Origin of the sequence: Streptomyces sp. NPDC058459 (assembly GCF_042721685.1) — a bacterium.
GTDB lineage: Bacteria > Actinomycetota > Actinomycetes > Streptomycetales > Streptomycetaceae > Streptomyces.
Map to the genome: position 1 here is coordinate 1 of NZ_JBHXLV010000279.1, position 6,593 is coordinate 6,593.

Sequence of the window (6,593 nt, forward strand, 5' to 3'; positions counted from 1 at the left end):
CCCTTTCCCGGGGGCGGCCGGGCCTTTTCGTGTCCGCTTCGTGACCGTCATCGCCGTTCATGCCGTTCGGATATCGGTCACCCGGCGTCTGAGTTTCGGACATGTAAACAAAATTTGCGCCCTACATGTCCGACATGGCGGACATAAATCTTGCCTGTCAAGCGCGCGCAGGTGTCGATAACTGCAATTTTTGCTCAAAATATCGGCGTTAGGGATATCCCCATGCCTACATCTCTTGACGCGCGTTGACTGCGTTGGCGAAAGTTCCCCCAAACCGCAGAACGTGTCGGTATCTGCGCTGCGTCAACTCGCCACTCCCCCGAGGGAAGAACACACATGACCAGTCCAGTCGTCTTGGACTCCGGTGTCGAGCCGGAGGCCGAGCCCGTCAAGGGCGAGAAGAAGCTCGAGGGTCGTTCTCCTGGCCAGTTGATGTGGCAGCGTTTCAAGCGGGACCGCAATGGTGTCATCTGCGCGTGGATCGTGATCGCCTATTTCGTGATCGCTCTGGCGGCGCCCCTGCTGACGAAGCTGAGCGGCACCGACCCGTACACCCTCTACGGGCAGGACCCCACGTACGCCGACAAGCCGGTGCTCGACGACTTCGGGCTTCCGCTCGGCTACTTCGGCGGTCTCTCCGGGGCCCACTGGTTCGGCGTGGAGCCGCAGTACGGCCGTGACGTGTTCGCCATGCTGGTCTACGGCATGCGCACCTCGCTGTTCATGGCCGTGGGCGTGACGGTGCTCGTCATGGCCACGGGCGTCATCATCGGTCTGGTCGGCGGCTACTTCGGTGAGCGGACCGACTACTGGATCGGCCGCGTCACCGACTTCTTCCTCTCGTTCCCGCAGCAGCTCTTCTTCATCGCCTTCATGCCGGTGGTCACCGCGTTCTTCGTGGACCCGCGTGAGGAGACGCCCACCTACTTCCGTGCGGTCGCCATGCTGATCGTGCTGTGGGTCCTGGGCTGGATGGGCATGTCGCGGCTGGTGCGCTCCACCGTGCTGTCGCTGCGTGAGCGGGAGTTCGTCGAGGCCGCCAAGGTCTCCGGCGCCTCGCCCTGGCGGATCGTCCGCAAGGAGATCCTGCCGAACGTGGTGACGCCGATCCTGGTGCAGTTCACTTACCAGCTGCCCAGCACCATTCTCACCATCGCCTTCCTCTCCTTCGCGGGTGTCGGCTTCGTCGAGCCGACCCCGGACTGGGGCCGTCTGTTCGCGGCCGGTTCGTCCTACGCACAGCAGGACCCCGCGTTCATCTTCTTCCCAGGTGTGGCCCTGGTGATCTTCGTCCTCGCCTTCAACCTCCTCGGAGACTCGGTGCGGGACGCTTTCGACCCCAAGTCCGGGCGCTAGATCGTCCGTTGGTGGGGGGTGGCTGCCGCCCCCACGTCGGCCTGCCAGCCGCGTCAGGCAGTACTCACGGATACTCACGACAGGTAGGTGCATTCGCCAACATGAAGTCGTTCACCTCGCGCAGATCGCAGGCAATCGTGGTCGCGCTCGCGGCCGGCTCCCTCGCGCTCACGGGATGCTCGGAGAACACCGGCGGCAAGTCCGGCACAGACTCCAAGAAGGACCAGAAGAACGCGTCGGTCCAGTCGAAGTCGGTCACCTACGCGGACGCCGCCGGCTCCACGGGCCCGGCCAAGGAGGTGCCGGGCGCCAAGAGCGGCGGCACCATCCAGGTCTACCAGGAGGCGGGTCTCTCCCACCTCGACCCGGGCCAGATCTACGTCTCCGACGCCGGCCAGGTCGCCAACCTGCTCTTCCGTCGCCTGACGCAGTTCCAGGAGGACGACAAGGGCAACGTCTCGGTCGTGGGTGACCTCGCCACCGACTCGGGCCAGTCCTCCGACGGCGGCAAGACCTGGACGTTCAAGCTCAAGGACGGCATCAAGGACGCCGACGGCAACGCCATCACGTCCAAGGACGTCCGCCACACCGTCGAGCGCCAGTTCGCGAAGTTCATCTTCGACGGGCCGCCCTACCTGCAGACGTGGCTCGCGGGCGCCAAGTACGACCAGTACCGCAAGCTCCTGCCCGGTGGCGGCTTCGACGGCAAGCACCTGCCCGCCTCCGTCCTGGACACCCCGGACGACAAGACGGTCATCTTCCACTTCGACCAGGCCCGCCCCGACCTGCCGCAGACCATGGCCATGGCCGGCTACGCCATCGTCCCGGAGAAGACGGACTCCAAGGAGAAGTACGACAAGGCTCCGGTCGCCACCGGACCGTACAAGATCCAGTCGTACAAGGTCGGCAAGTCCCTGGTGCTCACCAAGAACACCAACTGGGACCCGAAGACCGACGCGGTGCGCCACCAGTACCCGGACGGCTACAACTTCCAGTTCGGCATCACCGAGTCCACCCAGACCAAGCGTCTGATAGCCGACAAGGGTGAGGACCGCAACGCCATCCAGCTCACCGCCGGCGTCGAGGCCACCCAGATCCAGGACGTCATCAGCTCCCCCGAGGTCAACAAGCGCACGGTGAAGGGCTACCAGCCCTACGTCATGCAGCTGACCTTCAACCTGGACCGGGTGAAGGACAAGAAGGTCCGCGAGGCCATCACCTACGCCGTCAACTCCAAGTCGCTCATCGCCGGTGAGGGCGGTGCCTACGGCGGCGACGTGGCGCCCAACTACTTCGCGCCGACCCTGCCGGGCTACGAGGCGACGTACGACCCCTACGGCCGGCTGAAGACGCCGCAGGGCAACATCGCCAAGGCCAAGGAGATCGTGAAGGGTCTCCCCGCCGCGGAGAAGAAGGTCGTCTTCGCGTACGGCAACAGCGAGAACGGTCAGAAGCGCAAGGTCGCCATCGAGGACGCCCTGACCAAGGTCGGCTTCGACGTCGTCTCCAAGGAGATCGACAACGCGAGCTACTACGAGCAGATCGGCAAGCTCGACAACCCGTACGACATCTACATCTCGGGCTGGGGCCAGGACTGGCCGTCGCCGGGCACCGTGATCACGCCCGTCTACGACCCGCAGCAGGTGGCCGACGGTTCGCCCAACTACGCGCACGTCAAGGACCCGAAGGTCAGCGAGCTGATCAAGAAGGCCCTCACCCAGGAGCCGACCGAGGCCGCGAAGACCTGGAAGGAAGCCCAGCACTACCTGATGGAGACGGTGCTCCCCAGCGCTCCGCTCTGGTACACCAAGCAGTTCCAGCTCTCCGGCTCGAACGTCGGCGGCAGCCGCTACGGCTCGGTGTCCAGCCTCATCGACATCAACCGCCTGTACCTGAAGTCGTAACTCTCTACGGCTGATCGCGGGGGCGTGCACCAGGCGGAGCACGCCCCCGCCCCTCCGTGAAACCTCCCACCGTCTCCGCAGAGAGCAGCCCCCCCGCCATGTTTCAGTTCATCCTCCGGCGCTCAGTCGGTGCCCTCGTCACCCTGTTTCTCCTCGGTGCCGCCACGTTCTTCCTTTTCGTGGCCGCGCCCTCCGACTACGCCTCCCTGGCCTGCGGCAAGGACTGCTCCCCCCAGAGACTGGAGGACATCCGGTCCGCTCTCGGCCTCAATCTGCCGCTTCACCAGCAGTTCTGGGACTTCATGTCCGGCATCGTGCTGGGGCGTGACTTCCCCACCGGCCACTGTGACGCGCCGTGCCTCGGTGTGTCGTTCTACTCCGGCGACCCGGTGTGGTCGACGATCCTGGACCGGTTCCCGACCACCATCACCCTGACCGTGGGCGGTGCGATCGTCTTCCTCGTGGTCGGTGTCGGCGCGGGCATGATCGCGGCCTACAAGCGGGGATCGCTGGTCGACCGGATCGCCACCGGCGCCTCGATGGTCCTCAGCTCGTTCCAGATCTACTTCCTCGGCCCGATCGTCCTGATCATCTTCGTCTACAGCACGGGCTGGATGGAGAACCCCAAGTACGTGCCGATCACGCAGGACCCGTTCGGCTGGTTCGTCGGGCTGCTGCTCCCCACGCTCGTGATGGCCACCATCTTCACCGCGCAGTACACGCGTATGGCGCGCTCGTCGATGATCGAGCAGCTCGCCGAGGAACATGTGCGCACGGCACGGGCCAAGGGCATGTCGAGCAAGTTCGTGTTCTTCCGCTACGCGTGGCGCGGTGCGCTCATCCCGATCGTCACGGTGCTGGGCATCGACATCAGCAGCATGCTGGGCGGTGCCGTCGTCACCGAGATCACCTTCTCCCTCCAGGGCATCGGCCGCCTCGCGGTGCAGGGCGCGCAGACCAAGGACCTGCCGCTGACCATGGGCGTCATGATGTTCGGCGCCTTCTTCATCCTGGTCATGAACATCCTCACCGACATCGCGTACGCGTACATCGACCCGCGCGTCCGGCTCTCCTAGGAAGAACGAACCACCGTGACCACACTGACCAAGACCGAGGACGCCCCGGCCCCGACCGGCCCGGAGAGCTTCCTGTCGGTGCGTGATCTGAAGGTGCGGTTCTCCACCGAGGACGGCATCGTCAAGGCCGTGGACGGCCTGTCCTTCGACGTCGAGCGCGGCAAGACGCTGGGCATCGTCGGCGAGTCCGGCTCGGGCAAGTCCGTCACCAACCTGACGATCCTGGGCCTGCACAACCCCCGCACCAGCACCGTCGACGGCGAGATCATCCTCGACGGCAAGGACCTCGTCACCGCCACCGAGAAGGAGCTGGAGCGGCTCCGCGGCAACAAGATGGCGATGATCTTCCAGGACCCGCTGACCGCGCTGTCGCCGTTCTACACGGTGGGCCGGCAGCTGTCCGAGCCCTACATGAAGCACATGGGTGCCTCCCGCAAGGAGGCGAAGGACCGGGCCGTGCAGATGCTGGAGAAGGTCGGCATCCCGCAGCCCCGGCAGCGCTTCGACGACTACCCGCACCAGTTCTCCGGCGGCATGCGCCAGCGCGCGATGATCGCCATGGCGCTGATGTGCGACCCGGACCTGCTGATCGCCGACGAGCCGACCACCGCGCTCGACGTCACCGTGCAGGCCCAGATCCTGGACCTGCTGAAGGACCTCCAGCAGGAGTTCGGCTCCGCGATCATCTTCATCACCCACGACCTCGGCGTCATCTCCGACATGGCCGACGACCTGCTGGTGATGTACGCGGGGCGGGCCGTCGAGCGCGGCACGACGCGCGAGGTGATGCGCGAGCCCCGGCACCCCTACACCTGGGGACTGCTCAGCTCGATGCCGCGCCTGGACAGCGACGTCAACGAGGCGCTGGTGCCGATCCCCGGCTCCCCGCCCTCGCTGCTCAACCCGCCCAGCGGCTGCCCCTTCCACCCGCGCTGCGGCTTCACCGACCAGGTCACGGGCGACCTCTGCTCCGGGCAGCGCCCCCCGCTCGGCACCGGCCGGTCCACCGCCTGCCATCTGAGCGCCGAGCAGAAGCAGACCATCTTCATCGACAAGATCCAGCCCCGGCTGCGCTAGGGAGAACCGAGACATGAGCGACAACCTCACCCTCCCCGCGCAAGCGGGCACCGGGACCGCGGTGCCCGAGACACTGCTCGAAGTCCAGGGACTGACCAAGCACTTCCCGATCCACGGCGGTTTCCCGATCAAGCGCAAGGTCGGCGCCGTCCAGGCCGTCGACGGCGTCGACCTCACGGTGGGCCTCGGCGAGAGCGTGGGCCTGGTCGGCGAGTCCGGCTGTGGCAAGTCCACCACGGGCCGCCTGATCACCCGGCTGATGGAGCCCACCGCCGGCAAGATCGTCTACTCCGGGCAGGACATCACCCGCGCCTCGCGCCGACAGCTGGCACCCGTGCGGTCCGAGATCCAGATGATCTTCCAGGACCCGTACTCCTCGCTGAACCCCCGGCAGACCGTCGGCACCATCATCAAGTCGCCGATGGAGGTCAACGGGATCGACCCGGCGGGCGGCCGCGAGGCGAAGGTGCGGGAGCTGCTGGAGCTGGTCGGTCTCAACCCCGAGCACTACAACCGCTTCCCCCACGAGTTCTCCGGCGGCCAGCGCCAGCGCATCGGCGTGGCCCGCGCCCTGGCGCTGCAGCCCAAGCTGATCGTGGCCGACGAGCCGGTCTCCGCGCTGGACGTGTCGATCCAGGCGCAGGTGGTCAACCTGCTCAAGAAGGTCCAGGACGAGCTGGGCATCGCCTTCCTCTTCATCGCCCACGACCTGGCCGTGGTCCGGCACTTCTCGCAGCGGGTCGCGGTGATGTACCTGGGCAAGGTCGTCGAGGTCGGCGACCGCGACTCCATCTACAACCGCCCCCGGCACCCGTACACGCACGCGCTGCTGTCGGCGGTGCCGGAGGTCGAGGTCAACGACGACGTGGAGCCGCGCGAGCGCATCCGGCTCGCCGGTGACGTGCCCTCGCCGATCTCGCCGCCGTCCGGCTGCCGGTTCCGCACCCGGTGCTGGAAGGCGCAGGACAAGTGCGCGACCGACGAGCCGCCGCTGGTCCAGATCACGGGCAACCGGGCCGGCCACCTCACGGCGTGCCACTTCCCGGAGGAGCCGACCATCGAGGCGCGCGGCGAGGACGTCGTGCTGGACCCGGCGCTGAAGGCGCTGGAAGCCGACCTGGAGATCACCAAGGACTGACCCGGCTCCCCGCGTACCGGCCCCGGACGGCCGGGGTGGTGG

The 6,593-nt window shown here is 66.6% G+C and carries 5 protein-coding genes; all 5 read left to right on the forward strand.

What is annotated here, in order from left to right; all coding sequences use genetic code 11:
- Positions 1-336: 336 nt before the first annotated feature.
- The 5 genes from ACFWN1_RS30505 (at position 337) to ACFWN1_RS30525 (ending at position 6,551) form a co-directional block, all read left to right on the forward strand.
- The gene (locus ACFWN1_RS30505) at positions 337-1,356 is read left to right on the forward strand and encodes an ABC transporter permease (protein ID WP_384369076.1); all 1,020 of its coding nucleotides are present in this window, start codon (positions 337-339) and stop codon (positions 1,354-1,356) included.
- A 101-nt stretch (positions 1,357-1,457) separates the two neighbouring features.
- Positions 1,458-3,260: an ABC transporter substrate-binding protein gene (locus tag ACFWN1_RS30510; protein WP_384369079.1), complete on the forward strand. Its 1,803-nt coding sequence runs from the start codon at positions 1,458-1,460 to the stop codon at positions 3,258-3,260.
- Between the two features lie 98 nt (positions 3,261-3,358).
- Positions 3,359-4,336, forward strand: a complete 978-nt coding sequence (locus ACFWN1_RS30515) for an ABC transporter permease (RefSeq protein WP_384369082.1) — start codon at positions 3,359-3,361, stop codon at positions 4,334-4,336.
- A gap of 15 nt (positions 4,337-4,351) precedes the next feature.
- A complete protein-coding gene (locus tag ACFWN1_RS30520; RefSeq protein ID WP_384369085.1) occupies positions 4,352-5,413 on the forward strand; it encodes an ABC transporter ATP-binding protein in 1,062 nt (353 codons plus the stop codon).
- Positions 5,414-5,426: 13 nt separating this feature from the next.
- Positions 5,427-6,551 carry an ABC transporter ATP-binding protein gene (locus tag ACFWN1_RS30525; protein WP_384369088.1) on the forward strand — a complete coding sequence of 375 codons (1,125 nt, stop codon included), beginning with the start codon at positions 5,427-5,429 and terminating at the stop codon, positions 6,549-6,551.
- Positions 6,552-6,593 lie beyond the last annotated feature (42 nt).